Origin of the sequence: Microbacterium sp. ANT_H45B (genome assembly GCF_008369345.1) — a bacterium.
Lineage (GTDB): Bacteria > Actinomycetota > Actinomycetes > Actinomycetales > Microbacteriaceae > Microbacterium.
Genome location: NZ_VOBK01000001.1, coordinates 1,021,596 through 1,047,726 on the forward strand (window position 1 = coordinate 1,021,596; position 26,131 = coordinate 1,047,726).

Consider the following 26,131-nt stretch of genomic DNA (forward strand, 5'->3'; position numbering starts at 1 on the left):
TGCGACATCTCCGCCGCACCGACATCTCCGTCGCATCGACATCCGGGAGCATCCATGTCCTTCCAGGCCTACCTCGACAAGGTCGAGACCCAGACCGGTCTCACTCCTCGACAGTTCATCCGGCTCGCCGAGGAGCAGGGTTTCGACGCCACGACGAAGTCGACGGTCGTCCTCACCTGGCTCAAAGAGGAGTATGGCCTGGGGCACGGTCATGCCCAGGCGATGGTGCACGTGATCCTCAAGGGTCCGAAGATCAGCGACAAGCATGTCGGCAAGGGCGGGGCGCACGGCGACGCCTCCGACACGCTCTGGCTCGACGGCAAGGACAGCAACCCGAACGCCTGACCCCCGTCCGCCGAATCGTCAGAGAAAGCGAGCAGCACCATGGCAGTACGCGTCGACCTCAACGTCTCTCTCGACGGGTTCGCGACGACCACCGATCAGACGCCGGAGAACCCGTTCGGCGATGACTGGGGCCGACTCGTGGCGGCCTACACCGCGACGCGCACCTTCCGCGCGCGGGTGTTCGGCGATGACTCGGGCGCGGGGACGACCGGCGTCGACGAGAAGTACGCGCACGCCTATTTCGAGGGCATCGGCGCGGAGATCATGGGCGCGGGGATGTTCGGGTTGCACCAGCATCCCGACGATCCCGAATGGCAGGGGTGGTGGGGCGACGCTCCGCCGTTCGAGGTGCCGGTGTTCGTGCTGACGCACCGGTCACGCGACTCGATCGAGTTCGCGAACGGCACGGTCTTCCATTTCGTCGAGGCGGCCCCCGCGGAGGTCCTGCGGCGAGCCGTGGAGGCGGCGGGCGACGCCGACGTGCGCATCGGCGGTGGGGTGGACGTGGTGCGGCAGTTCCTGCAGGCGGGGCTGGTCGACCGGGTGCACCTCGCGGTCAACCCGCTCGTGATCGGCAGCGGGGAGCGCATCTGGGACGGACTGCGCGGCATCGAGAACGACTATGCGCTGCACACGGAGGTGGCCGAGAGCGGTGTCGCTCACCTCACCTTCCGCCGCGACTGAGGGCGGGCGCACCGGCGCACATCGCCGCCCCCAGTAGGATTCCGAGCGTGGCAGCATCCTCGAAGCGCAAGAGCACCCCCGCCCGCGTGAGCGGCAATCCCGCGAAGCGGGCGAGTGGCGACCCGGCCCGGCGACCCGTCATCGAGGCGGGCCCGGTCACGATCGGCGACTGGATCGGCGCCGCGCGTCTGCGCACCCTGCCGCTCGCCGTGGCCCCCGTCGTGATCGGCACCGGCGCCGCGCGCAGCACGGGACCGGAGTTCCACTGGGTGATCGCTCTGGCGTGCCTGGCGGTCGCCGTGCTGCTGCAGATCGGCGTGAACTTCGCGAACGACTACAGCGACGGCATCCGCGGCACCGACGCCGTGCGTGTGGGTCCCGCGCGTCTCACCGCATCGGGTCGCGTGACGCCGCGCACCGTGCTCGTGATCGCACTCGTGTTCTTCGCCCTCGCCGCCGCCGTGGGCATCGCGATCGTCGTGCGCACCGAGCAGTGGTGGATGCTGGCGATCGGCGCGGCCTGCATCATCGCCGCCTGGTTCTACACGGGAGGCAAGCGCCCGTACGGGTACAACGCTCTCGGCGAGGTCTTCGTCTTCATCTTCTTCGGGCTCGTCGCGACCCTCGGCACCACCTGGGTGCAGGTGTTCGCGCTGCCGCAGCAGGCCTGGCTCGGCGCCGTCGCCGCCGGTCTGTTCGCCTGCGCCGTGCTGCTCGCCAACAACCTGCGCGACATCGACCAGGACCGCCTGGTCGGCAAGAGAACCCTCACCGTGCTGATCGGCGCGCCGGCCACCCGGGTGCTGTTCACGCTGTTCGTGCTGGTGCCGTTCGGCATCCTCGTCGTCATCGCGCTGCTGTATCCGATCGCGTGGATCGGACTGCTCGCCCTGCTCGCGGGGCTGCCGGCGATCCTGATCGTCTGGACGTACCGTCAGCCGAAGGAACTGGTCATCGCCCTCGCCCTGACGTCGCTGACCGCGCTGCTGTACGCGGGCGCCCTGTTCTGGGCGCTCGCCGGCTGACTCGGCCGCATCCCCACAGCGGGGGAGTGCGCGCGGTGGCGTGCGCGAGGGAAGAGTGCGCGCGCCCGGGGGACAGGCGGGTCAGTCCTCGCGGCGGGTGATGCCGCCGTCGATCGCGGCGTCCTCGGCATCCGCATCGGCCTGTTCGGCGGCGCCACGGCTGTCGCGTCGCGCCACGATGCGCGCCGATGCGTCGGTGAGAGGTGCGCGCAGGAAGAGCATCGAGATGCTCACCCCGATCAGGGCGGCGAAGATCGCGGCGAGCCACCAGTACTCCCGGAAGATCGGGAAGAAGAACCACATGATCGCGAGCGGCACGAGGAATGCCAGCAGTCGGAGCACGGTGTAGACGAGGAAGGGTGCGCGGTTCTTCACCCGGCCAGTCTACGTTCGCGACCTGAGGCGTCGCCTGTCAGCTCCCGATCCCCAGGTCTCGCAGGGGGATGCCGCGGATCACGCGTCTCCACGGGTGCTCGCCGAGCGACCACAGCAGCGCCGCGTCGACATCGAGAGCGAGGTCCTCGCATCCGACGGGGAGCGGTGTCGGGTCGCGCACCAGCCCCTCGCGCGGGCCGGACCACAGCGTGCCGGGGTGCATCAGGTCGGACTGCGACACGAGGTGCCGGTCTCCCCAGCGCACGGCGCCCTGCATGTGGCGGATGCCGGGCGAGAAGCGGGTCTGCTCGTGGAACGAGTCCTCGTCGGTCGCCGGCACGGTGAACTCGGCGATCCTGCCGGTGTCGTCCCTGCTGTATTCGCCGATCAGCACCCGGCGCAGCGGCGTGCCGTCGTCGTCGAACACGCGCCCGAGGTACGAGCAGCGCAGCTCGATCGGGTGCACGCGGGTTCGCACGGCGACGAGCGCCGTGCCGCGGAGCCCGTAGCGGGACGCGCCCGCGAGGCGGCGTGCGTCGGCACCGCGCACCCGGCGGATGCGCGCGAGATCGAACTCCCAGATCCCGCGTCCGGTGGCGGCGACGAACAGCCGGTCGTCGAACCATGCGAGCCCGCCGGCATGGATGGCTGCGGGCTGCAGCACGCCGTCCTCCTCGACGGCCAGCAGCACGTCGAGGTGCCGTGAGCGGTCGAGGTCGATGAACGCGACGCGGGAGGCGAGGTGATGGCCGTCGAGCTGCTGACGGAACCAGCTCACCGCGAGCGTGCGTCGGCCGTGCCAGATCCCGAGGTCGATGCCCTGCGGATACCAGCGTCGGGTCCACGACCGGGCGCTCAACCAGTGCAGCTCGACCGCGCCGCGGCGCTTCTGCCGCACCGGACGCCAGGTCGTTCCGAAGGGCCAGAGCATGCTCCCATCGTCGTGCATCACCGGGCGAGGGGGCGAATCCGACACCCGACGCACCTGACGGCCTCTGACGTCACCGCGCGTTCACCCCCGCGTCCCCGACCGGCAACGAACGCCTGAGATCATGCCGGGATCGCCGACCCGGGAGTCCCGTGCGCACACCGCTCGTCACCGTCATCCTGCCCGCCAAAGATGCCGGCGCCTTCATCGGCACGACTCTCGAGACCCTGACCCGTCAGTTCGACGACCCGGGGGCGCTCAAGCTCGTCGCCATCGACGACGGCTCTCGCGACGACACCGGCATCCTGATGCGGCACTATGCGGAACGGTTCCCGCACGCGACGGTGCTCGTGAACGCGCGACCCCGGGGTCTCGCGAGCGCTCGCAATCAGGGACTCGAGCACGTCGAGGGCGACGCCTTCTGCTTCCTCGACGGGGACGACTGGATGCAGCCGCAGCGACTGTCGGTGCTGACCCGCCGTCTGCACGAACTGGACTGCGATGTCCTGCGCACCGATCACGTCACCGTCAGGGACGGCGTGCGCACGCTGGCGACGGCGCCCTACCCGTGGCGGGAGAGGGTGGTCTCACCGCGGGACGCGATCCTGCCCGATGACCAGCCGACCATGGTGGACTATCCGTTCGCGTGGGCGGGCATCCTGCATCGGCGGGTGCTCGACGACGGTCTCGCCGGCTTCACCCCTGGGCTCTTCACCGCCGAGGACCGCCCGTGGATCTGGCGCCTGCACCTGCAGGCCCACTCGTTCGCCGTGGTCGATGCCCCCGCCCTGCTCTATCGCCGCGGGGTGTCGACGTCGCTCACCCAGGTGCGCGATCGTCGCCAGCTCGACTTCGTGCGAGCGATGGAGGAGGTGCTCCAGCTCGTCGAGGCCGATCGCGAGGCCGAGCGCTTGCTGCCCAAGGCCGTGTGGAGTGTGCTGGCGCTGAGCTCGCGACACCTCGTGCGGTCCCGGCGGATGACCCCGGGACTGCGTGCCGAGATGCGCACGGCGGTCAGGGGGCTGCTCGCGAAGCTGCCGGACGCCGAGGCCGCGGCCGTGCTCGCACGCCTCGACGGACCGCGACGGCGGGTGCTCGCACCCCACCTGCGGGCAGTCGGGAGGGCGGCATGACGCAGCTCTTCGCCCTGCACAGCGCGTACGGCCTCGCCACGGTGGCGGCGGCGCTCGACGGCGGACTGCTCGGCGCGCACGGCGAGCGCATCCTCGTGCCCTTCGTCTCGTCACGTGTGCCGGAGACGTCGGTGGGGATCCTCGCCGACCCGGCCCTCGCCACCCTGCGGGACCGCTTCGATCGGGTCGAGGATCTCGACACGCTGCTCGGCCCCCTGCATCCGAGCGGGTGGCAGCCGGACGCCGCCGACCTGCCGCTGCTGCGCCGATTGCTGACGCGGGCCTGGCGGCTCGCCGACGACGACCTCGAGGTGTTCGTGCAGAGCCCGCAGGTCGCCCCGGCGCACACGCTCATGCTGCTGTTCCCGCACGCGCGGCTCAGGGTCGTCGGCGACGGCCTGATGACGTATTCGCCGATGCGCATCCGCCTCCCGCACACGGTGACGGCGCGGATCGGGGCCGTCGTGTACGCCGACGTCGTGCCCGGAGTGACGCCGCTCGTCGGGGGGACCGCGGCCGTGCCCGTGCCCGTCGCGCCCGATCTCCTGCGCGCGGCTCTCGCAGAGACCGCCGAGGACGTCGACGACACGGCGGAGCTCGTCGATGCCCTCGGCGGGGAATCGACCACGCTCGTGCTCGGACAGTACCTCTCGGCGCTGGGGCTGCTGAGCGAGCGCGAGGAGGTCGCCGCCCAGCGCGCGATGATCGACCGCGCGGCGCAGGATCGCCCCCTCCACATCGTGTTCAAGCCGCACCCCGCGGCTCCGCCTCGGCGCAACGACGCCCTGCGCGATCGGGCTGGAGTGCACGGCATCGACTTCCGCGAGTACCACGGTGCGCTCGCCGCGGAGGCGTTGGCGGAGCGCATCGACGCCGGGGTCGTCGTCGCCGGGTTCTCGACCGCGCTGCCGACCGTGCGTGCGCTGTTCGGACGGGACATCGACGCGGTGGGCACCGCCGAGGTGCTCGCACGGCTGACCCCGTACGAGAACAGCAACCGCGTTCCCGCGACGATCGTCGATGCGCTCACCCGCCCGGACTCGCCCTACCGCGACCCCGAACGGATGCAGCTGCTGGTCGACGCGGTCGGCTACGTCATGCAGCCCCTCGTCGCCGCTCATCTGCGTGGTCGTGCCGAGACGCTGCTGGGGAGCATCCACCCCGCCGATCGCGAGCGGTACTTCACCGCGGACCGGCTGGCCGAACTGCGTCTCCCCGGAGCCCCGACCGAGACGATGGTGCGGCGGATGCTGCGGCCCGCGGGAGGCGTGGGTCGCGCCGAGCAGGTCAGGCTCACCGTGCGGGGTGCGGGTCGACGCGTCGGTCGGGCCTGGCGCGTGCTCCGGGGGCGGTGACCGGAATGACCACGACGAGGAGGAGGACGGCGATGACGAACGGGACGGCGACGACGATGACCGACGCGACGAAGACCGACGCGACGATGACCGACGCGAAGACGACGGACGCGACGACGCCGGATACGGGTGATCGCGGACGGGTGGTCGCGATCATCCCGGCGCGCGGCGGGTCGAAGGGGGTTCCGCGCAAGAACCTCAGAAGGGTCGGGGGGATGCCGTTGGTCGAGCGCGCCGTGCGCAGCGCTCTCGCGGTCCCCGACATCGATCTCGTCGTCGTCTCGACCGACGACGACGAGATCGCCGCGGTCAGCCGTGCCGCCGGCGCGCGCGTCGTGCGTCGTCCGGCCGCGCTCTCGGGCGACACCGCCTCGTCGGAGAGCGCGATCCTGCACGCGCTCGAAGACCTCGAGGCCGCCGGTGAGCGCATCGACGTCGTGGCCTTCCTGCAGGCCACGTCGCCGTTCATCCCGACCGGCGCGCTCGCCGCCGCCGTCCGCGAGGTCGGCGACGGTCGGGCGGACAGCGTGTTCGCCGCACACGAGACCTACGGATTCCTCTGGGGGCGCAGCGGCACGAGTTCCGATGCGGCGGTCGCACTCAACCACGACGCCGCGCACCGACCGCGTCGTCAGGATCGGGAGCCGCACTACCTCGAGACGGGCGCGTTCTACGTGTTCCGCGCGGAGGGCTTCCGGGCGGCGGAGCACCGCTTCTTCGGTCGCATCCGCATCGCCGAGGTGCCGGAATGGACGGCGATCGAGATCGACGACGAGCAGCAGCTGCGGATCGCGCGAGCGCTCGCCGCGCTGCACGAGACGCCGGAGCGGATCCCGGTCAAGGCCGTGGTCACCGACTTCGACGGGGTGCACACCGATGACACCGCGAGCGTCGACGCCGACGGTGTCGAGCGGGTGCGGGTGAGCCGCGAGGACGGCATGGGGGTCTCGCTGCTCCGGCGGGCCGGTATCCCGATGCTGATCCTGTCGACCGAGGTCAATCCGGTGGTGCGGGCGCGCGCCGAGAAGCTCCGCGTTCCGGTGATGCACGGCATCGACGACAAGGAGTCGGCGCTGCGCGGCTGGGCGGCGGACGCCGGCATCCCGCTCGCCGAGATCGCCTACCTCGGCAACGACGTCAACGACCTTCCGGCTCTGCGCATCGTGGGGTGGCCGATCGCCGTGGCGAATGCGCATCCGCTCGTGCTCGAAGCGGCCAGAGTCGTGCTCCGTCGCCGCGGCGGACACGGCGCCGTCCGCGAGCTGATCGAACGGGTGTTGCCGGGCTGACCGCTGCCGGTAACCGCGTGGTCGTGCGGCGTTCACCCCCGGAGCGTACTCAGGGAGGACGGCATCTCGACGACCGGAGGAACCATGACTGTCAGCATCGGCTCACGCGTGATCGGCGGCGGCCACCCCGCCTATCTGATCGCCGAGATCGGCCTGAACCACAACGGCGACGTCGACATCGCCAAGCGCCTGATCGACGTGGCGGCGAAGGCCGGTGCCGACGCCGTGAAGTTCCAGAAGCGCACACCCGAGATATCCACCCCCGAGCACATGCGCGACGTGCCGCGCGAGACGCCGTGGGGGACCATGAGCTACCTCGACTACCGCCGACGCGTCGAGTTCGGGCGTGACGAGTACGTCGCGATCGGCGACCACGCCACGATGCTCGGCCTCGACTGGTTCGCGTCCCCGTGGGACGTGCCGAGCGTCGACTTCCTCGAGGATCTGCACGTCGTGGCCCACAAGGTGGCCTCCGCGAGCCTCACCGACACCGAGCTGCTCGTCGCGCTGCGCGAGACGGGCAAGCCGATCATCCTCTCGACGGGCATGTCGACGATCGAGCAGATCGATCGCGCACTCGCCACGCTCGGCACGGACCGGGTCGTGCTGATGCACGCCACCTCGACGTATCCGCTGGAGCCCGAGGAGGCCAACCTCCGCGCGATCGCCTCGCTGCGCGACCGTTACCCCGGCATCCCCGTGGGGTACTCGGGTCACGAGCGCGGACTGCAGATCTCTCTCGCCGCCGTGGCGATCGGCGCCGTCGCGGTCGAACGGCACATCACGCTCGATCGCACGATGTGGGGTTCCGACCACGCCGCCTCGCTCGAGCCGACGGGGCTCGAGCACCTCGTGCGCGACATCCGGGTGATCGAGACGGCCCTCGGCGACGGCGTGAAGCGGGTGTTCGACAGCGAGCGCGCGCCGATGGCGAAGCTCCGTCGCATCTCCGCATGAGCGGATCGGGCATGAGCGGATCGGGCGCGAGCGGATCGGGCGCGCTCCGGGTCGTCGCGATCGCCGATGCCGACTCGTTCGTGAAGTGGTCGGCGTCGCTGCTCGGCGGCGTGCCCGGCATCCGTCCGCATCTGCTTCTCGTGCAGACGCCCCTGACGGCCAGCGTCGCGCAGCAGCGCACGGCCCTGGCCGGAACCGGGATGCTGCCCGAGAACGTCACTCGGGTGGCCTTCGCGCAGGCCGCGGGGTGGCTCGAGGGGCAGCGCCCCGACGTCGTCCTGCTCGCCGGGCGCGGACCGTTCGTAAGGCTCATGGGCCGGGTCGTCGACGTGCTCTCCCGTCGCCCGGTCGTCGTCACGGGCCTACCAGGCATGGCGATCCCCGCTCAGCGGGGAGCGCTGGAGTACCGCCGTCACAGCGACCTCCTCGTGGTGCACTCGCACCGGGAGGAGCGGGCCTTCGCCGACCTGGGACATCGGATCGGCGTGCAGGTGCCGACGGCGCTCGCCACGCTGCCGTTCGCACGCTCGAGGTCGCGGATGCTCGCGAGCGACCCGGCCAGGGTGCGCGCTGCGGTCGCCGACTCCGACCGTCACTCCCGCACTCTCGTCGCCGAGCGACCCGTGCCGCAGGGTCAGGCCCGCCCGGTGCGGCCGCCGGCGACCGACCTCGTGTTCGCGGCGCAGGCCCTGGTCCCCGTCTCCCGCGAGCAGAGAGACGAGATCGCGGCGACACTGGTGCGCGCGGCCGAGGCCGATCCGACCCGCCGTGTGGTGCTCAAGCTGCGCTCGCGGCCGGGCGAGGCCGAGACGCACCTCGAGAACGCCCCGTACCTCGACCTGCTGCCGACGCGGCTGCCTCCCAACCTGGCGATCTCGTACTCGTCGATGGCCCAGGCGCTGTCGACGGCGGCGGGGCTCGTGACCGTGAGCTCGACCGCGGCGATCGAGGCCGTCGCCCTGGGGATCCCGGTCATCGCCCTGGATTCGTTCGGGGTCAGCAAGAGCCTGCTGAACACGGTGTTCGTCGGCAGCGGTCTGCTCGGCGGGCGCAACGAGGTCGTGGCCGGTCGGTTCCGGCATCCGCATCCCGACTGGCTGCGCGACAACTACTTCCACCCGTCCTCGGAATCCGCGTGGTGGTCGCACGTCGAGCATCTGGCCGCGCTGCGGTGCGCCGGAGCGCTGCCCGCGCGCCGGGTGACCGCCGCTCGCGGCGGACGGATGCACGAGGCATGGCACCGCGCGAGCGTTCTCGGCTCCGAGGATCGCACGCTCAGCGGCGCGGCTGCTCTCGCGATCGGAGTGCCCGCCACCGCAGCGCTGGCCGCCCTGCGCCGCGGTCGCGCGCCGGTGGGCGGCGGCACCTGGGCGGACGCGTCGACGGACTTCACGCTCGAACCGAACCCGTTCCAGGACTCGATCCGGCGCTGAGCGCCGATCTACCTCTGGGCTGAGGTGCGGCCGATGATCGAGGGCGGGTTCGGGTCATCCCACCGCTGGAAGGTCTGCACTCCCCAGAACACGGCGAACAGGATCAGGGCGACCGCTTCGCCGACGAGGACGATCGGAGTCTCACCGAACGTCTGTCGGAAGAGAAGCGCCACGACGAGCAGCACGAGGTCGGCGATCAGCAGCCCCGAGATCCAGCGGTAGAGCGATCGTTGGCGAGGAGTGGGCGCACTCTCGCCCGGTTCGAGGGGGCCTCCCGCATGGAGGATCGGGACCGCCGAGAACACCCCGAAGAACAGCAGGGTCACGGCGAAGTGGATGCTGTGCACGGGCCAGAAGTTGAATGGAAAGGACTCGTTCAACGCAGGGGCGAATGCGAGGGCGACGACGACGACGGCGGTGGTGACCGCGATGATCGACACCAGTCGGGCCGAGCGATCCGGGGTGCGGGTGCGGTGGCGGATCACCGCCGTCGCGACGACCACGGCCACGACCACGACCGCATAGACGGCGATCCCCGCTTTGGCGGTGCCGATGTCCTCCGCCGGAATGCAGTCCACCGTGATCGGGCAGGGCAGGTGACCGACCGCACGAGGATCGGCGAGGCCCGTCGGAACGATCGCGATGAGGGGCGCGAACACCGCGCAGACATCGAGGAGAGTCGTGGCACGGCTCCGTCCGGAGAGCGCGAGGAGCACGACGGATGCCGCGAAGAGCGCTCCCACGAAGACATCGCGCCCGGGAGTGTAGAAGGCATGACTGATCGAGGCGAGCGGCTGCCATCCGAACACCAGCGGCTCCCACATCACGACGATGCTCTGCAGTGCGACACTGACGAGCAGCGTGAAGACGATGAGCACCAGGGCGAGACGCAGGTAACGGTGGGTCTTCTGCGGGGTCGTCGCGGGGGGAACTGCGGCTGCCATGAGGCGACCGTACACCGCTGCCCCCTCGTGGCCGCGCCTCCTGCCCGCGTCGTCGATCGCGAGCTCCGGCGTCCCGTGGGTGATATTCCGGGCTACCGCGTAATGATCCCTGATCGCGCGCATCTCTACAGGGGGAGGGCCCTCTGCGGCTTTTCCCCCGGCGCTCTGCCGGGAGGCCGCAGCCTTTCCTGGCTCCGGCGGGGGAAGGCGCGGGGGCGCCTTCCCCCTTTTCTGTTCCGGCCGCTTCTGCGCCGCGCGGGTGCACTTGTGCGGTGGGGAGCGTCGCCGGACGACGCGCTGCGTCATGATCCGACGCACTCTGTCAACCCCCGCAACGATTCTCGCCATCGGCGACGGGGCCGGGTAGCGTCGTCATCATCGCGGCGATCCGGGCGGTCCCGGGCCTCAGCTCATACCTGACGGCGTGGCGGGTTCGACTCCCGCCGTCGCGTCCACTTCGAGGCATGCGTGCCTCTCACGGATCACTCGTGCCAGGCACTCGCGCGGTCAGAGGCCGAGCGCATCCAGCCGTTCCTCGAAACGCACCTGCACGTCCTCGGGCTCGGCGCCTTCGCTCTCCGCCCAGGTCGCATCGAGATCTCTGCGCACCGACTCGGGCAGAGCGGCGAACTTCGTGTCCCACGAGTCGATGGGGGTCCAGTATCCGACGACCTTGAACCGGGTCGAGGGAAGGCCGAGCTCTCTCCTGAGGTACTTGCGGGCGTCTCGCAGGGCGACGGTCTCGCCCGCGACCCAGACGTATCCTTCGTCGAGCGCGAGTCGTTCGTCGACGATCCCCCGCACCAGCTGGCCGAGAGCACTGGGGCCGTGACCGTTGCCGCCGACCACCCACGTCACGTCGGCCTCGGCGCCGAAGTCGAAGGCACCCCGATCGTGCTCCGGCGGCACCTCGACGACGATCCTGGTGCGGACGCCGGCCGGGGTGTCCACGGCGATGCGTGCGGCGGCGGGCAGTCCGGTGAGGTCGCACACGAGCACCTGCCAGATGATGCCCGCAGGCGGCGAGTAGAGCCCTGTCGGCGAGGTGAAGCCGAGCATGTGCCCCGGCTCGGCGCGCGCCGCCCACGGTCCCGCGACCCCCGACCGGTGGATCACGAAGTCGATGTCGAGTTCACCGGCATCCGGGCGCACGCCGCTGATCGTGTACGTGCGCATCGGGGACTCGGGCGCTCCCTCGGGGGTCTCCCACCAGTCGCCCGCAGGGACGGGCAGGGAGACGGCCGTCGGGTCGTCTCCGTGGGGGAAGAAGACCCGCACGTATTCGTCGCCGACGCCCGTGCTGAGGAACTCGGAGACATCGGCGCCCCCGAGCGTGACGCGGGTGAGCATCGGGGTCAGGGTGGTGGTGTGGGTGACGATGCCGCGGTGGATGTTCACGGAGTCCCTCTCTGCTCGTTCGGGGGGAGATGCTCGTTCGGGGGGAGCTGGGAGTTCGGGGAGCGATGGAGCTGCGGACCTTCCGTCTGCGCCAGCCAGAAGCGGCGATAGAGCCCGTCGGTCGCCAGCAGGTCACGGTGCGTTCCGCGTTGGGCCGCGCGCCCCTCGGCGAACACGATGATCTGCTCGGCGGTCGACACCGGCTCCAGTCGATGCGCGATCAGCACGGTCGTACGGTCCCTGCGCAGCACCCTGATCGCCGCTTCGACGGCGTCGCGGTGGTGGAGCCCGACATCGGCCGTCGCCTCATCGAGGATCACGACGGCGGGGTCCGCGAGCAGCGCCCGTGCGATGGCCAGCTGCTGGATGCGTCCCTCGTCGATCCGAGCGCCGGCATCGTCGGAGGTCAGCGAGTCGACAGCCCACTCGGCACCGACGGCGATGAGCGCGGCGACCATCTGGTCGTGGGTCGCCGCGGGAGCGACCAGGCGCAGGTTGTCGGCGATCGTGCCGCGGAACCGGTGCAGCTCCTGCGAGAGGTAGTACGGGACGGTCGTCTCGGGTTCCACGTCGACGACGCCGGATGTCGGCGGGTGATGCCCCGCGATCACACGGGCGAGGGTGCTCTTGCCCGAACCCGACGAGCCGACGAGCGCGGTGGTCGTGCCCGGCGCGATGCTCAGTGTGACGTCGCTGATGCCGCGCCCCGTCGTCGGGTATCGGTAGCCGACATCGCGCAGCTCGATCCCGACCCTCGGGCGGACGACGGGCTCGCGGTCGCCGACACCGACCGGCGCTTCTCGCGGCGTCGCCGGAGCGAGGTCGATGACGCCCACGAGCCTGGCGAGTCCGATCGCCGCGCGCTGGATGTCGTCGAGACCGAAGATGAGCTGACCCACCGGATCGAAGAGTCGATGGAACAGCAGCGCCGCAGTGGTGACCATGCCGACGGTGACCGCGTCGCCCGCGTGCAGCAGGAACCCCGTCGCGAGGATGGCACCCAGGCCGACCAGCTCTCCGCCGTTGATCCAGCGGAACAGACGGTTGCGCACGCGGACGCCCTCGACCTGCATCCGGATCGAGTCCCCCGCCCGCGTGCTGACCCGTTCGAGCGCGTGGTCCTGCTCGCCGAGAGCGGTGAGCGTCTCGATGCCCTCCACCGCCTCGAGCACGGCCTGGCTGCGTGCGGCCTCGCGCACGCGCACCTCGCGGAACACCACGCGAGAGCGACGGAGGAACGCCCGGGTGCCCAGCAGGTAGAACGGCACACTCGTGATGCCCGCGAGAGCGAGCCGGGGATCGAGCGCCGTCAAAGCGAGCACGGAGACCCCGATCGCGAACCCCGCCGACAGCAGCACCGGCACGACGTTGCCGCCCGCCTCGGCCACCGCATCGACGTCACCGGTCACCCGGGAAAGCAGGTCGGCGGTCTCGCCGTCATCGACCGTGCTCACCGGCAGGCGCATCGCCGAGGCGAACACGTCTTCGCGGAGGTCGGCCAGCACATCCTGAACCAGCCCGGCCAGCACGCGAGCCGCCCAGAGCATCGCCAGGGCGGCTCCGACGGCGCCGGCTCCCGCGCCGACGACCCATCCGGCGATGACCGCGATGCCCGCATCGTTCGAGACTGCGTCGACGATGCGACCGAGGCACGAGGGCAGCACGACCCCGAGAGCGGAGGCGACGAGGAACAGTGCGGCGGTCGCCGCCGCCCGCCCGCGGTGGCGGCGCAGCAGCGTCGTGATGACGACGCGCACCCTGGCGCCCGTCGCGATCGGCAGCAGCGGGGCCGGGGCCTCAGTCATGGGCGGCATCCGTTTCTTCGGGCGACAGGTCGATGACCCGATCGCAGGCGCCGAGGAGCACCGGCGACGTGCTGATCACGATGGTCGTCCTGTCGAGTTCGGCGAGCGCTGCGGCGATGTGCGCCTCGGTGATGACGTCGACGGCCGAGGTCGGCTCGTCGAGCACCAGCACGTCGGCGTCGGTGTGCAGTGCGCGAGCGATCCCGATGCGCTGACGCTGGCCCCCCGACAGCCGTCTGCCGGCCTCGCCGACCTGCGCGCTCCATCCGCCGGCCTCGGTGATCGTGTCGTGCAGAGCGGCGACCGCTGTCATCTCGGGTGACGGGGCGGCCGTGACTCCGTGGCCTCCCACGGCCTCGCGCAGCGTGCCGCTCGCGATGGTGTGACGGTGGGGCAGCGCGACGACGCGTCGGCGGTACTCTCGCGGATCCAGGTGCCTCGGGTCGTGCAGGGCGCCGTCGATGGCGACCGCGACGGCGTCGGGGGCGGGAGGCGTGCGAAGCCCCAGCAGACGCGAGAGCGCGCGGGCCTCGTCGCTGTCGGAGGGGCGGATGCCGAGCAGCTCGCCGCGGTGCACATCGATGTGCGGGGACCCCTCTGGGCCGGGGCGGAACGTCAGAGCGATACCCGCCTCGACGGGGCGCCGCTGCGCGGAACGGGGCGCGGCGAGCGGGACGTCGAGCAGATCGTCCGTGTCGATCATCTCGGCCAGTCGCTTCGCCGAGGCGAGCTTGTGGATCCAGTTCGAGGGGAACGATCCGGCGTACGCGAGGGATCCGCTGAGGAACTGCGCGAGACCGAGCACGGTGACGAGCTCGCCGATGCTGATCTGCCCCTCGGCGGCGAACCACGCCGACAGTCCCGCGAGCGCGGTCGTCGCCACCGCGGCGAGCACGGAGCTCACCGCGTCGTAGGCGGCGAGAGATCGCCCGGCGGTCGTCGCCGCGATCCGGCTGGCGTCACTGGCCGTGACGTATCTGCGCACCGCCTCCTCACGGGCCCCGATGCCGACGAGCACCCGGAACCCGGCCATGAAGTCGGCCGCGACGGCGCCGGCCTCCGTCGCGGCGCGCTGCTCTGCGGCGCCTCGGCGTTCGATGGGGCGTGAGACGATCCGCATCGTGACCATCATCGCGAGCGTCGAGGCGAACACCACCAGCGTCGCGATCGGCGAGATCACCAGCATGGCGAACGCGGCGCCCGCGATCGCCGCGATCGTGGCGCACTGCTGGGCGACCGACCACGCGACGCCCGCCACGCGATAGGTGTCGGAGGTGACGAAGGTCAGCGCCTCACCGGGGGTCATCGCCCGTCGGGAGAGGCGAGGGCGCAGCATCCGCGAGAGGGCGAGGTGGCGCAGCGCCTGCTCGCCGTGGCCGTAGACGCCGACCATCAGACGGGATGCGGCCTGGTAGCTCGCGGTCAGCAGGAGGAACGTGCCCAGGAGCACACCGAGCCACAGCGCGAGAGCCTCCGGGTCGGATGGCAGCACGGCGCGGTCGATCGTGGCGCCGATGATCACCGGGATCGCGGCCTCGGTGAGCGAGTGCACGATGAGCAGCGTGGTCGCGGCGGTCAGGGTGATCCCGCGTCCCTGCGAGGTGAGGGCGAGCGCGAAGAGCCGGCGGGGTGTGGTCGTCATCGCGTCCGCCGCCCCAGCGGCAGCACGAGCGGAGTGCCCGAGACCGGGTCGGTGATCACCGTGCAGGGCAGGTCGTACACGGCCTCGACGAGTTCGGCCGTGATGATCTCCCGCGGGTCTCCCTGCGCCACGATCTCGCCGTCCCGCATCGCGACGAGGTGGGTCGCGTAGCGGGCGGCGTGGTTGAGGTCGTGCAGCACCGCGACGAGGGTCGTGCCGCTGCGGTGCAGATCGGCGAACAGCTCCATGAGGTCGATCTGGTGGGCGATGTCGAGGAACGTCGTCGGCTCATCGAGCAGCAGATGCCTGGTCTGCTGTGCCAGGGCCATCGCGACCCAGACGCGCTGGCGCTGACCGCCCGAGAGCTCGTCGACGAGGCGTCGAGAGAGGTCGGTCACGCCGGTGGCGGCCATGGCCTCGGCGACGGCTCGCTCGTCGGCGCTGCTCCACGTGCGCATCGCGCTCTGATGCGGAAAACGGCCGCGCCCCACGAGATCGGCGACGGTGATGCCGTCGGGCGCGATCGACGACTGTGGGAGGAGGCCCAGCTTCTTCGCGGCATCCTTCGGCTTCAGGGAGCGCAGCTCGGCACCGTCGAGCAGCACGGTCCCTGTGCTCGGACGCAGCAGCCGGGCGAAGCCGCGCAGCAGCGTCGACTTGCCGCACGCGTTGGGGCCGATGACGATCGTGAACGAGTCATCCGGCACCTCCAGCGACAGCCCCGAGACGATCGGGGTGTCGGAATAGCTCAGTGTGATGTCGCGGGCCTGCAGCGAGGTGGTCATCGGTGGTCCTTTCAGGCGCGGCGCGCGTACTGGGCTGCCAGCAGCCAGGCGAGATAGATCCCGCCGACCGACACGGTCACCACGCCCACCGGCACGGAGACGAGCTGGGCGAGGGTGTCCGAGACGACGACGAGTGCGGCGCCCGTGAGCATCACGGGGACGGTGCCCATCGGCGTGTTCGATCGGGTGAGTCGCTGCGAGATCTGCGGGGCGGCGAGGGCGATGAACGAGATCGGACCCGCGGCGGCGGTGACGAGGGCGACCAGCGCCACCCCGAATACCATCGCGGCGAGCCTCGTGCGTCCGGGGCTCACGCCGAGGGCGGTGGCCGCGTCGTCGCCCATCTCGAGCACCGGCAGGGTGCGGTTCAGAGGCAGGGAGGCGAGGGTGACGACCGCGAAGACGATCGCGGCGGGAACCAGCTGGTCGAATCCGAGGGAGGCGAGGGAGCCGGCGCCCCAGGTCGCCGCCATCATGGCCTTCTCGACGCTGACCGAGATCAGGATCCAGGAGGTGAGCGACCCGAGTCCCGCCGAGACGCCGATACCCACGATGATCAGCCGGAACGATGACAGCGTGTTCCTGTGGGCGAGCGCGTAGACGAGCAGAGCGGTGATCAGCCCGCCGACGAGAGCGCCGACCGCCTTGAACATGTAGGTGTTCAGCTCGAGCACGACCATCATCAGAGTCACGCCGAACTGCGCGCCGACGCCGAAGCCGATGATGTCGGGGGATCCGAGCGGGTTGCGGGTGAGCGACTGGAAGATGCCGCCGGCCAGCGCGAGGGCCGCTCCGCAGAGCACCGCGAAGAGCACACGCGGCAGTCGCCATTCGAAGACGACCTGGCGGATGTCGGGGTCGGATGCCGGATCGACGATCGCGCGGATGACCGAGGGGAAGTCGACCTCGTAGGCGCCGATCGTCATCGACGCGAGGCCCGCCGCGATGATCACCACGACGAGGACGCCGCTGACTGCGACCGCGCGCACCGAGATGAGTGCCGCGACCCGCGAGGTCTCGATGCGGAGCAGCCGGCGACCGTGGTCGACGGGGGTGAAGTCCCGGGTCCGCCGGTCAAGAGAGGGCAGGCGTCGCTGGTCGATGCTCACAGTCCGCTCACCCGCTTGCGACGGACGAGGATGATCAAGATGGGTGCGCCGAGCAGCGCCGTGACGATGCCGACGCGCAGCTCGCCGCTGGGCAGCACGATGCGGCCGAGGACGTCGGCGAGAAGCAGGAAGGCGGGGCCGACGATCATCGAGTACGTGAGGACCCAGCGCTGATCGGGCCCGGTGAACCAGCGCACGACGTGCGGGATCATGAGGCCGACGAAGGCGATGGGGCCGGCGGCGGCGACGCTCGTGCCGGCGAGGATCGTGACGGCGACGATGACGAGCACGCGCGTGACGCGCACGCGCGCCCCGAGCGACTGCGCCAGGTCGTCGCCCAGTGCCAGGGCGTTCAGCGACCGTGCGCACAGCAGTCCGATGAGCAGGCCGGTCGCGATGAGCGGGGCCGCCCAGGCGAGCTGGTCGAGGGTGCGCCCGCCGATGGATCCGACTCCCCAGAAGCGCATGACCTGCAGCGTGCCGAGGTCGCGCAGCACGATCGCGGTCGTGAAGCCGGTGAACGCGGCGCCGAGCGCGACCCCCGCGAGTGTGAGCTTCATCGGTGTGGCGCCAGAGCGCCCGAACGAACCCAGCGCGTAGACGAGCATCGTCAGCACGAACGCGCCGAGCAGAGCGAAGGGCACGTAGGCGCCAGGGGTGGTGAGACCGAGGATGCCGACGGCGAACGTGACGGCGAACGAGGCGCCCGCGTTCACCCCGAGGATGCCGGGGTCGGCCAGCGGGTTGCGGGTGAAGGCCTGGATCAGCCCGCCGCAGACGGCGAGAGCGGCTCCGACGACGATGCCGAGCAGCGTGCGGGGCACGCGCAGCTCCCTGACCATCAGATGCAGCGGGTCGTCGTCGTCGTATACGAAGAGCGCGTGCAGGACCGTCGCCGGGTCGATCGCACGGTTTCCGATCGCCAGCGAGGCGACGGCGGCGGCGGCCAGGACGATCACCGACACGATCAGTCCCGCCGCGAGCATGCCGGTGCGGCGCGGGGAGCCGTCTGCACGACTCCCCGCGCCGGTGTTCGAGACGTCCGTGCCGTCTTCCGTCGCCAAGGACATCTCTCGGATCACTCGCCGGCGATGGTCGGCTCGCCCTGCAGTGCGGCGGCGAGGTCGTCGACGTACTTCGGCAGGATGTACTTCAGCGAGAGCACGGTCGGTGCGCTGATCGCCGATGCCTCCGCGGCGTCGGCGTAGATCACGTAGGAGCCGGCCTCGATCGGCGCCCAGCGGGAGACGACCTTGTTCTCGATCGTGTACGTGCCTTCGTCCGCGCTGCCGCCCCATGCGGCGAACAGGTCGGCCTGCACGTCGTAGAGCTTCTCGAGACTCACGCCGGTGTACCAGTTGTCGCCCTCGGCGCTCGCCAGGAAGCTGTCCATGGCCGACGTCGACGTGAAGCCGAGCGCCTCGGTGATGCGCACGCGCGGGTCGTACTCGAGGTAGACGCCGAGGTCGGTGCCGCCCTCGTTCAGGGTCAGGCCCCAGACGAACGTCTTGTCGTCGAACTCGGGGTGCTCGTCGGCGAGGGTGGTGATCATCTCCTCGGTCTCGGCGATCAGCTCTTCGGCCTTCGCGTCCTCCGACATCGCCGTGCCGATCGTGCGGGTCATGTCCTCCCACGTGCTCGGGTCCCAGGCCCGCTCGATGTAGGGCACGGTCGGCGCGATCTCGGTCAGACGCTCGTACTCGACGTCGGTGACTCCCGAGTAGAGGCTCAGGATGAGGTCGGGCTTGAGCGCCTTGATCGCCTCGTAGTTGGGGCCGTCCTCCGTGAAGGGGATGATCTCGGGCGTCTCGCCGTACTCCTCGGTGACGAAGTCCTCGAACCAGGGCTGGTAGCCGCTCTCGTCGGCGCCCCAGACCTCTTCCATGCCGACCGGGTTCGTGCCGAGGGCCGCGACGATGTCGGGGGTCATCCAGCCGAGGGTCACGATGCGCTGCGGCTTCTCGGGGATGATCGTCTCGCCGTGGGCGTGCTCGATGACCACGGCATCGCCGGATGCGGATGCGGGGGCGGATTCCGCGGTGTCGGCCGGTGTCGCGCATCCCGCGAGGGTGAGGGCTGTCGCGATGGCGGCCGCGATGAGCGCGGCACCGCGGCGGGTCTTCGGGCGCGCAGAAGCGTGCGTCATGATTCTCCTTCAGAGAGAGGGGAGGGGCGTGCCGCGTCCACGCGGCGGGAAGTTAGGTAAGCATGCCCTAACACAACGATGCTAGGACGAGGATTGCGCGCTGAGTGTCGATAGACAGACGACTTATGTCGCTGAATCGACACTCCGCGGTCATCCCGGGAGCGTCATCGCCAATACAGCTGATGAACCGGGTCGGCCTGCACGCGCGCCACATGCTGCCGGGGGGTCGTGCCGAACCGTTCTTTGAACGCCGCGGAGAACGCGCTGGTCGTGGCGTACCCGCAGCGGTGGGCGGCGGCGCCGATGGGCGTGCCGTCGACGATCAGTCGGGCGGCCAGTGTCATCCGCACCCCGGTTCGCCACCGGCCGAACGTCATGCCGACGTCGTTCTGGAAGATGCGCAGGACGGTGCGCTCGTGAAGCCCGTGGGCTCCGAACAGATCCCGCGCACTGCGGGGGTCGCCGGGGTCGGCGAGCACGGCCTGCACGAGCGATCTCACGCGTTCGTCGGCCGGCATGGGCACCTCGCCCCAGCCGTCTGCGGTCTCTGCCGACGGGTGCTGCAGCATCTCGATGAGCACCGACTGGATGCGCACCCGCAGCTCGGTGGGCATGTCGTTCACCCCGAGGTGCAGAAGCATCTCCTGCACGGCTCGCGGCACCAGCACCTGCACGATGTCGTCGATGGGGGAGAGCAGCGATGCATCGGAGATGTAGGTGTAGCACCCCGTCGAGTCGCGTTCGTGGCGGGCGGTGTGCGGCGTGCGGGCGGGGATCCACAGGCCCTGTCCGGGCGCGAGGCGCCACATGGCGTCCTGCAGCTGCACCCAGACCGTGCCGCGGTAGCACCACGCGAGCATCGCATCGGGATGGGAGTGCGGCGGTGCGAGCGGCCGGGTGTCGGTGTCCTCGCCCGTGATGACCCCCGTGCCCATCAGATACGGCTCGCGGATCGTCGACGGCTGCACCGGGCTCGCGGCCCACTCGTCCTGTCGATAGGAGTTCACTCTGTGCTCCGCGTCGGGCTCTATCGGGCGTCGCTCGCGGTGATCCGCGCCTCGACCGGGGCCCATCCGCTCTCGAGTACGCGGAACCCCGCATCGAGGATGCCGAGCTGGTCGTCGTTCTCGTTCACGAGCAGCTGCATCTGCAGCACGAAACGCGAGTACACGCGGATCTCCGGGGTCGGCGCCGTCAGTCCGAGCTCGTCCGCGATCGCATCCGCCAGGGCGTCTTCGTGCCGCAGCCACATCCTCGCCGCGTAGTCCCGCAGCGCCGGAGTGTCGTTGAGGAAGTCGAGGAAGATCCGCGTCACGTCATTGCCGTGCTCGTCGATGTTCGCGCCCACTTCGGCCGTGTAGAAGTCGCGGATCGCCTGATTGATCGTCACGCCGCCGGCGCGCTCGCGAACGGCGGAGACCAGCCGGTCGCGCTGCTCGTCGTCCTCGTCGAAGACGAGCGCCTCCTTCTGCGGGAAGTGCGCGAACACGGTGGTGGGGGAGACGTCGGCGGCGTCGGCGACCTCGCGGATGCTGACGTTGTCGAACCCGCGCTCGAGGAACATCATCGTCGCGACGTCGGAGATGTTCTTCCGGGTCGCTGCCTTCTTGCGTTCACGGCGCCCGAGCGGCTCGGTATCGGTCATGCGTCCAGGGTATCGCGCACTCGTTCCAAAACTGGCTTGACACCAAAACTGGTATTGATACAGTTACGGAGTGACTACACCTAAAATCTCGTCTGCGCGCGGCGAAAAGCGCGCGTGGTTCATGCTCGTCGTGCTGACGATGCTCACCGTCGTCGGCATGACCGTCGTGCTCCCCGTCCTGCCGTTCGTCGTGCTGCAGTACGTCTCGCACGAGGGCGATCTCGCGATCTGGGTCGGCGTGCTCGAGGCGGTCAACGGCCTGTGCGCGTTCCTGGTCGCCCCGTTCCTCGGCCGGCTGTCCGATCGCTTCGGCCGCCGTCCCGTGATCATCGGCGCCGCATTCGGCGCCGCGTTCGCCATGACCCTGTTCGGCATCGGCGGCGCCATCTGGGTGCTCGTGCTCGCCCGCGTCATCCAGGGACTCACCGCCGGCGACCTGCCCGCGCTGTTCGCGTATCTCGCCGACATCACCCCTCCCGAGAAGCGCGCTCAGCGCTTCGGTCTGCTCGGCGCGCTCTCGGGCATCGGCATGATGATCGGGCCGGCGATCGGCGGTCTGCTCGCCACCGTGAGCCTGCAGCTGCCAGTGTTCCTCACCGCCGCCGTCGGCCTGACGATCGCGATCCTCAGCATCTTCCTGCTGCCCGAGAGTCTCGCGCCCGAGAACCGCATCACGCGGATCGCTGTGCGCGACATCCAGCCGTTCGGAGTCTTCAGGGAGGCCTTCGGGCGCAGGGAGCTGCGCGGACTGATGATCGGCTTCGGCCTGCTGGCGCTGCCGTTCGGCTTCTTCGTCAACAACTTCAGCGTGCTGGCGCTGGACGCGGTCCAGTGGGGGCCGACGCAGATCGGTCTGCTCACGGCCGGCGTCGGCATCATCGACATCCTCATCCAGGGCCTGCTGCTCGGCATCCTGCTTCCTCGCATCGGCGAGCGCGGCGTGATCATCAGCGGCATCGTCGCGCAGGCGATCGGACTCACCGCCCTCGCGATCGTCGCCTCGATCTTCGCGCAGCCGTGGGTGTTCATCGTGGGTGCTCTCATGCTCGCCGCGGGGCAGGGGGCGTCGACCGCGGCGTTGGACGGTGCGATGTCGAATGCGGTCGGGGACGACGAGCAGGGATGGCTCGGTGGCGCGACGCAGTCGCTGAACGCGGCGATGGGCACGGTGGCGCCGCTGATCGCGGGCGCCCTCTACGTCACCGTGAGCCATGCCGCGCCGTACTGGCTCGGGGCTGCGCTCATGCTCGTCGCCGTGGTCGTCGTCGGCCGCGCGCACATCGTGAACACCGCGAAGCGAGAATCCGTCGACGCGGAGTCCGTCCGGCCGATCGAGCTCGCGCACGCCGACGGCTGAGATGGTGGGCAGGGACGGGCGTGGGGGAGGGATGATGGAGGCATGCCGTCATCCCACCGCCCGGGTCTGCGGGTCTCGTCGGGCCTCACCATCCCCGAGGCCGAGCTGTCGTGGCGGTTCTCGCGGTCATCCGGCCCGGGCGGTCAGGGCGTGAACACCGCCGATTCCCGCGTCGAGCTGGTGTGGGATGCGGGGGCGAGCGCATCGCTCACCCCCTACCAGCGCGAGCGACTTCTCGACCGGCTGAGCGGTCGTCTGGTGAACGGGGTGCTGACGATCGCCGCCTCAGAGCACCGGGCTCAGCTGCGCAACCGCGACGCCGCACGCGAGCGGCTCGTGGCCCTCGTCGCCGATGCTCTGCGCCCGCCCGCACCGCAGCGCCGTGCGACGAAGCCGAGTCGTGGCTCGAAGGAGCGGCGCCTGACCGCGAAGAAGCAGCGCACCGGCATCAAGAACCTGCGCAAGCCTCCGCGCGACGGGTGATCGCTGCGGTCAGTCCTTCTCGTCGCCGGTGCCGCGCACCAGCTCGAGCCCCGCTCCGGCGAACTGGCGCAGGGTCGCGTCGGGCAGGAACGCTCGGGTGAGGGCGCGGCCGATCGCGGCGAGATCGACCTCGTCGCGATACAGCAGGTACATGGTCTCGTAGCGCGGGTGGAACTTCTGCTTGAAGCGATGCAGCGAGCCGAAGCCGTACACGGGTTCGAGCGCCTCGGCCAGACGATCGCTGAGAGCCGCGATCATGCCGGCATCCGGCGGATAGTCGTGGGCGAGCGGGGCGCCCGAGAGCGACATGATCTCGGCACCCTCCTCCGAGAACTGCCGCGCGGAGGACCCGATCAGATACTCCATCACGGGGCCGAAGCCGCCCTCGCGGCGGCGCATGAGATCGAGCGTCCACCCGCGCACGGTGCCGCCTTGCCCGTACACCGGCAACCACGACAGGAACCCGTCGACGTCGCCGTTCGGCGCGAGGGCGAGAGCGAGGCGCACCTCGGGATCCTCGGCCTCATCGAGCGTGCCGAGGGTGAACCGCATCTCCGGGAGGTCCTTGTCACCGACCCACGCCTCGGAGATCGCCCGCAGCTGCTGCTGCACGCCCCACGACTCGGCCTTGAGGTGCGTCATCCGGAACGTCATCTCATCGCGGCCCGCCCGGTTCAGCGAGGTCCGCACGGAGTTCCAGCGCTTGCCGGTGAACTCCAGCCCCGGCAGGTCGACGATCGTGTCGTCGGCGACCACGATGCTCCGCCAGGTCGCGGGCACGGCTCGGCGGGTGGCATCGTCCGCGCTGAAGAAGCACGGCACGAGTCCGGCGTTCTCGGCCGCGCGGATGAAGGATGCGACGGCCCCGGCGCGGGCCTGCGCGGGGCCGATCGGATCCGCGAGCGCGAGGGCGACCCCGGCCCGACGCTGATAGGCGACCAGCCCGCCGGGGATGCGGGCGTAGCTGTTGCCCTCCCACGTCGACATCCACGACAGCGTCCCGCCGCCGTGCTCACGCAGCGCCACCTTCACCTCGTCGGCGGTGGGAGCGGGCTGCGTGCCGAGGAGCGATCTCCGCTTCGCGCGGAACGCCCGGCGCACGGCGATCAGATAGGCGAGCATGATCACCCACAGCACGGCGTTCGCGAGCGCGAGCTCCGTGTCGCCGTCCCAGCGCAGGTCGACGTCGGCCTGCGAGAACACCGTGATGAGCACGAGCACGAGGGCCCCCACCAGGATGTTGAAGAGCCCGAGCAGCATCACGAGCACCCACGCCCAGCGTCGCCCGCGGCGCAGTCCGGTGACCAGCACCACGATGACGACGAGGTCGAGCGCGAGGTCGATGAATCCGCCCGACGCGGGGTCGGTCTGACCGAACGGGCCGTCGGTGGCCACCAGGGTGGTGATGATCTCGACCGCACCGAGCACCAGCAGTGAGACGACGGCGACGAGGCGCTGCTCCCGCACCGTCGTGCGCTGGACGCGCAGGGTGCGATCGGCGAACAGGATCAGCAGCACCGCGAGCAGGTGCTCGAGGTCGGCGACCTTGCCCCAGAACAGCATGGAGATGAACACGAACCCCAGCAGGACCAGCCAGCCTCGCACCCGCCACGGCGGGCGGAAGAGTCCCACGGCCGCGGCGATGCACGCCATCGTCCCGCCGGACGCTCCGACGTCGAGCGCCTGAGCCTGCGTGGCAGCCCACGCCCAGGGCAGCTGCGAGGCGAGCAGCAGCACGAGGGCGGTCGCGAACATCGCGAACAGCTGGCCGATCCAGTAGTAGGCGAGGGCGACCCTGCTGCCCCGACGGAACTCGAGATACGCCATGCCCCAGAACCCGGAGATCGTGAAGAGGTACACCCAGGGCGCGTTGACGAAGAACGTCCCGGTCAGCGGCGTCCACCACTTGCCCTCGAGGAAGTTCGGGAGTCCGTAGGCCACGCCGTCGAACAGCGGGGTGCTCTCGAAGGGGCGCCACAGACCCTGCCAGGCCACGCCGACGATGAGGATCAGCAGCACCATCGTCAGGGTCGCCGGAATCCTCCGCACGACGGCGAGAGCGGGATGCGCGGAGGATCGCGTCTCGGTCATGCGCTCAGCGTACCGACGGTCACCGCGCGGCGGGAGCATCGGATCGGACCTGTCGCTCGCCGCCTCCACCGCCTTGAATGGAGCCATGCCCCTTTCCCTGCATCCGGTGGTCGGCCCGCCGCCCTCGCACCCGCTCCCGCACTCGCCGACCGGCAGGCGGCGTCGCGGGGCGGCGCTCGCCGCGGCCTGCGTGTCGGTGTCGCTGCTTCTGACGGCCTGCACGGCGCCGTCGCAGACGGTCTCCGTGCCGGCCCCCGAGTCCTTCACCGAGGGGCTCGAGGCCCCCTGGTCGATCGCCTTCCACGGCGAGGTCGCGCTGGTGAGCGAGCGCGACAGCGCGCGGGTGCTAGAGATCGCCGACGACGGCACAGCGCGCGAGGTGGCCGTGATCGACGGCGTCTCGGCCCGGGGCGAGGGAGGTCTGCTCGGGCTGGCCGTGCACGAACACCAGCTCTTCACCTACATCACCGCGGCGGACGGGAACCGTGTCGAGCGGCGGGAGATCCGCGGCGAGCCGGGTGACCTGTCCCTCAGCGAGCCGACGACGGTGATCGACGGCATCCCGGCCGCGGGGAATCACAACGGCGGGCGCATCGCCGTCGGGCCCGACGGGATGCTGTACGTGACCACCGGCGATGCGGGCGACCGCGACGCTGCCCAGGACCTCGACGCGCTCGCGGGCAAGATCCTGCGGCTCACGCCCGAGGGCGGGGTTCCGGCCGACAACCCCTTCGGGGGCTCTCCCGTCTACAGCTACGGCCACCGCAATCCGCAGGGCATCGCGTGGGATGCCGAGGGTGCGATGTACGCGAGCGAGTTCGGACAGGACACCTGGGACGAGCTGAACGTGATCGAGCCCGGGGTAACTACGGCTGGCCCGAGGTCGAGGGGATCGCCGGAGACGACGACTACATCGACCCCGTGCAGCAGTGGGCTCCGGACTCGGCGAGTCCGAGCGGAATCGCCGTCACCGGTTCGGACATCGTCATCGCCAACCTGCGGGGCGAACGCCTGCGGGTCGTGCCGCTCGACGACCTGAGTCGCAGCACCGAGCAGTACGTCGGCGAGTTCGGCCGCCTGCGCGACATCGTCGTCGGCGAGGGCGGCACGTTCTGGATGCTCACCAACAACACCGACGGCCGCGGGAATCCGGCGCAGGGCGACGACCGCATCCTCCGACTGGGCAGAGATTGAGCCGCGAC

The 26,131-nt window shown here is 70.5% G+C and carries 23 protein-coding genes and 2 pseudogenes; 12 read left to right on the top strand and 13 right to left on the bottom strand.

Going from position 1 to position 26,131, the window contains the following annotated elements; all coding sequences use genetic code 11:
• Positions 1–54 precede the first annotated feature (54 nt).
• From FQ142_RS04885 to FQ142_RS04895, 3 genes are read left to right on the top strand one after another with little or no spacing between them, the layout of a single operon-like run.
• Positions 55–345, top strand: coding sequence for a DUF4287 domain-containing protein (locus FQ142_RS04885; protein ID WP_056419820.1), 291 nt, complete (start codon positions 55–57; stop codon positions 343–345).
• A 39-nt stretch (positions 346–384) separates the two neighbouring features.
• Positions 385–1,029, top strand: a complete 645-nt coding sequence (locus tag FQ142_RS04890; RefSeq protein ID WP_149422459.1) for a dihydrofolate reductase family protein — start codon at positions 385–387, stop codon at positions 1,027–1,029.
• A gap of 47 nt (positions 1,030–1,076) precedes the next feature.
• Complete coding sequence (locus FQ142_RS04895; protein WP_149422460.1) at positions 1,077–2,054, top strand: 1,4-dihydroxy-2-naphthoate polyprenyltransferase; 978 nt, start codon at positions 1,077–1,079, stop codon at positions 2,052–2,054.
• 81 nt (positions 2,055–2,135) lie between these two features.
• Here the strand turns inward: FQ142_RS04895 and FQ142_RS04900 are convergent, their stop codons facing one another.
• Together FQ142_RS04900 and FQ142_RS04905 are read right to left on the bottom strand one after the other, a co-directional pair.
• Complete coding sequence (locus FQ142_RS04900; protein WP_149422461.1) at positions 2,136–2,429, bottom strand: DUF4229 domain-containing protein; 294 nt, start codon at positions 2,427–2,429, stop codon at positions 2,136–2,138.
• Between the two features lie 37 nt (positions 2,430–2,466).
• Positions 2,467–3,360: a hypothetical protein gene (locus FQ142_RS04905; RefSeq protein WP_149422462.1), complete on the bottom strand. Its 894-nt coding sequence runs from the start codon at positions 3,358–3,360 to the stop codon at positions 2,467–2,469.
• 149 nt (positions 3,361–3,509) lie between these two features.
• On the opposite strand from FQ142_RS04905, the gene FQ142_RS04910 reads away from it, so the two are divergent.
• The 5 genes from FQ142_RS04910 (at position 3,510) to FQ142_RS04930 (ending at position 9,524) form a co-directional block, all read left to right on the top strand.
• On the top strand, positions 3,510–4,490 hold the full coding sequence (locus FQ142_RS04910; RefSeq protein WP_149422463.1) for a glycosyltransferase family 2 protein: 981 nt from the start codon (positions 3,510–3,512) through the stop codon (positions 4,488–4,490).
• Positions 4,487–5,845, top strand: a complete 1,359-nt coding sequence (locus FQ142_RS04915) for a polysialyltransferase family glycosyltransferase (protein ID WP_149422464.1) — start codon at positions 4,487–4,489, stop codon at positions 5,843–5,845. Before FQ142_RS04910 ends, FQ142_RS04915 begins: the two co-directional genes overlap by 4 nt.
• Before the next feature lie 86 nt (positions 5,846–5,931).
• The gene (locus tag FQ142_RS04920) at positions 5,932–7,134 is read left to right on the top strand and encodes an acylneuraminate cytidylyltransferase (protein WP_149422684.1); all 1,203 of its coding nucleotides are present in this window, start codon (positions 5,932–5,934) and stop codon (positions 7,132–7,134) included.
• A gap of 84 nt (positions 7,135–7,218) precedes the next feature.
• Positions 7,219–8,091, top strand: a complete 873-nt coding sequence (locus FQ142_RS04925; RefSeq protein ID WP_149422465.1) for an N-acetylneuraminate synthase family protein — start codon at positions 7,219–7,221, stop codon at positions 8,089–8,091.
• Positions 8,088–9,524 carry a DUF6716 putative glycosyltransferase gene (locus tag FQ142_RS04930; protein ID WP_149422466.1) on the top strand — a complete coding sequence of 479 codons (1,437 nt, stop codon included), beginning with the start codon at positions 8,088–8,090 and terminating at the stop codon, positions 9,522–9,524. Before FQ142_RS04925 ends, FQ142_RS04930 begins: the two co-directional genes overlap by 4 nt.
• A gap of 8 nt (positions 9,525–9,532) precedes the next feature.
• On the opposite strand, the gene FQ142_RS04935 is transcribed toward FQ142_RS04930, so the two are convergent.
• Positions 9,533–10,468 carry a hypothetical protein gene (locus tag FQ142_RS04935; RefSeq protein WP_149422467.1) on the bottom strand — a complete coding sequence of 312 codons (936 nt, stop codon included), beginning with the start codon at positions 10,466–10,468 and terminating at the stop codon, positions 9,533–9,535.
• Between the two features lie 379 nt (positions 10,469–10,847).
• Here FQ142_RS04935 and FQ142_RS04940 point away from each other — a divergent pair.
• Positions 10,848–10,923 (top strand): annotated as a pseudogene (locus FQ142_RS04940).
• A gap of 52 nt (positions 10,924–10,975) precedes the next feature.
• Here FQ142_RS04940 and FQ142_RS04945 read toward each other — a convergent pair.
• The 9 genes from FQ142_RS04945 to FQ142_RS04985 form a co-directional block, all read right to left on the bottom strand.
• The gene (locus FQ142_RS04945) at positions 10,976–11,866 is read right to left on the bottom strand and encodes a siderophore-interacting protein (protein ID WP_149422468.1); all 891 of its coding nucleotides are present in this window, start codon (positions 11,864–11,866) and stop codon (positions 10,976–10,978) included.
• A complete protein-coding gene (locus tag FQ142_RS04950; RefSeq protein ID WP_188042310.1) occupies positions 11,863–13,671 on the bottom strand; it encodes an ABC transporter ATP-binding protein in 1,809 nt (602 codons plus the stop codon). Before FQ142_RS04950 ends, FQ142_RS04945 begins: the two co-directional genes overlap by 4 nt.
• Positions 13,664–15,313, bottom strand: a complete 1,650-nt coding sequence (locus FQ142_RS04955; protein ID WP_149422470.1) for an ABC transporter transmembrane domain-containing protein — start codon at positions 15,311–15,313, stop codon at positions 13,664–13,666. The genes FQ142_RS04950 and FQ142_RS04955 overlap by 8 nt, the downstream gene beginning before the upstream one ends.
• Positions 15,310–16,098 carry an ABC transporter ATP-binding protein gene (locus FQ142_RS04960; protein WP_149422471.1) on the bottom strand — a complete coding sequence of 263 codons (789 nt, stop codon included), beginning with the start codon at positions 16,096–16,098 and terminating at the stop codon, positions 15,310–15,312. Before FQ142_RS04960 ends, FQ142_RS04955 begins: the two co-directional genes overlap by 4 nt.
• An 11-nt stretch (positions 16,099–16,109) precedes the next feature.
• On the bottom strand, positions 16,110–17,207 hold the full coding sequence (locus tag FQ142_RS04965) for a FecCD family ABC transporter permease (RefSeq protein ID WP_149422472.1): 1,098 nt from the start codon (positions 17,205–17,207) through the stop codon (positions 16,110–16,112).
• A complete protein-coding gene (locus FQ142_RS04970; protein ID WP_149422473.1) occupies positions 17,204–18,277 on the bottom strand; it encodes a FecCD family ABC transporter permease in 1,074 nt (357 codons plus the stop codon). The genes FQ142_RS04965 and FQ142_RS04970 overlap by 4 nt, the downstream gene beginning before the upstream one ends.
• A gap of 8 nt (positions 18,278–18,285) precedes the next feature.
• Positions 18,286–19,353, bottom strand: a complete 1,068-nt coding sequence (locus FQ142_RS04975; RefSeq protein ID WP_149422474.1) for an ABC transporter substrate-binding protein — start codon at positions 19,351–19,353, stop codon at positions 18,286–18,288.
• Positions 19,354–19,517: 164 nt separating this feature from the next.
• Positions 19,518–20,360: a helix-turn-helix transcriptional regulator gene (locus FQ142_RS04980; protein WP_149422475.1), complete on the bottom strand. Its 843-nt coding sequence runs from the start codon at positions 20,358–20,360 to the stop codon at positions 19,518–19,520.
• Positions 20,361–20,380: 20 nt separating this feature from the next.
• Positions 20,381–20,998, bottom strand: coding sequence for a TetR/AcrR family transcriptional regulator (locus FQ142_RS04985; RefSeq protein ID WP_149422476.1), 618 nt, complete (start codon positions 20,996–20,998; stop codon positions 20,381–20,383).
• A gap of 70 nt (positions 20,999–21,068) precedes the next feature.
• Between FQ142_RS04985 and FQ142_RS04990 the strand changes: the two genes are divergently transcribed.
• Both FQ142_RS04990 and arfB read left to right on the top strand, forming a co-directional pair.
• Positions 21,069–22,355, top strand: coding sequence for an MFS transporter (locus FQ142_RS04990; RefSeq protein WP_262492058.1), 1,287 nt, complete (start codon positions 21,069–21,071; stop codon positions 22,353–22,355).
• 42 nt (positions 22,356–22,397) lie between these two features.
• Positions 22,398–22,838 carry an alternative ribosome rescue aminoacyl-tRNA hydrolase ArfB gene (gene arfB / locus FQ142_RS04995; RefSeq protein WP_056419885.1) on the top strand — a complete coding sequence of 147 codons (441 nt, stop codon included), beginning with the start codon at positions 22,398–22,400 and terminating at the stop codon, positions 22,836–22,838.
• Between the two features lie 9 nt (positions 22,839–22,847).
• Here the strand turns inward: arfB and FQ142_RS05000 are convergent, their stop codons facing one another.
• Positions 22,848–24,929 carry a bifunctional lysylphosphatidylglycerol flippase/synthetase MprF gene (locus FQ142_RS05000; RefSeq protein WP_149422477.1) on the bottom strand — a complete coding sequence of 694 codons (2,082 nt, stop codon included), beginning with the start codon at positions 24,927–24,929 and terminating at the stop codon, positions 22,848–22,850.
• A gap of 85 nt (positions 24,930–25,014) precedes the next feature.
• On the opposite strand from FQ142_RS05000, the pseudogene FQ142_RS05005 reads away from it, so the two are divergent.
• Positions 25,015–26,123: pseudogene (locus tag FQ142_RS05005) on the top strand (PQQ-dependent sugar dehydrogenase).
• Positions 26,124–26,131 lie beyond the last annotated feature (8 nt).